Here is a 424-nt window from a genome sequence, read left to right on the forward strand (position 1 = left end):
CGTCGAGCCGTCGATGACGAAGCTCGTCGTGCTCGATTTCTGGGCGGAATGGTGCGGGCCGTGCAAGGCGCTTACGCCGGTGCTGGAAAAGGTGGCGGCCGATTATGCGGACAAGGGCGTGGTCCTTGCCAAGGTGAATGTCGATGAAGAGCAGTTCATCGCCAGCCAGTTCCAGGTCCGTTCCATTCCCACCGTCTACGCCATGTTCCAGGGCCAGCCGGTCGCCGACCTGACCAATGCACGCAGCGAATCGCAATTGAAGCAGACGCTCGACCAGCTGCTGAGTCAGCTGCCCGCCGCACCCGGTTCGACGGGCAGCTGACTCAGCAGCTGGTCGGGCGTCTGCTTCAATTGCGATTCGCTGCGTGCATTGGTCAGGTCGGCGATCGGCTGGCCCTGGAACATGGCGTAGACGGTGGGAATG

Annotated in this window: 1 pseudogene; it reads left to right on the plus strand. The window is 62.5% G+C overall.

From position 1 onward, the window contains the following. A pseudogene (gene trxA / locus A3736_RS07455) lies at nucleotides 1-307 on the plus strand (thioredoxin); the annotation flags it as partial. Nucleotides 308-424 lie beyond the last annotated feature (117 nt).

It is taken from the genome of Erythrobacter sp. HI0063 (assembly GCF_001635685.1).
Lineage (GTDB): Bacteria > Pseudomonadota > Alphaproteobacteria > Sphingomonadales > Sphingomonadaceae > Qipengyuania.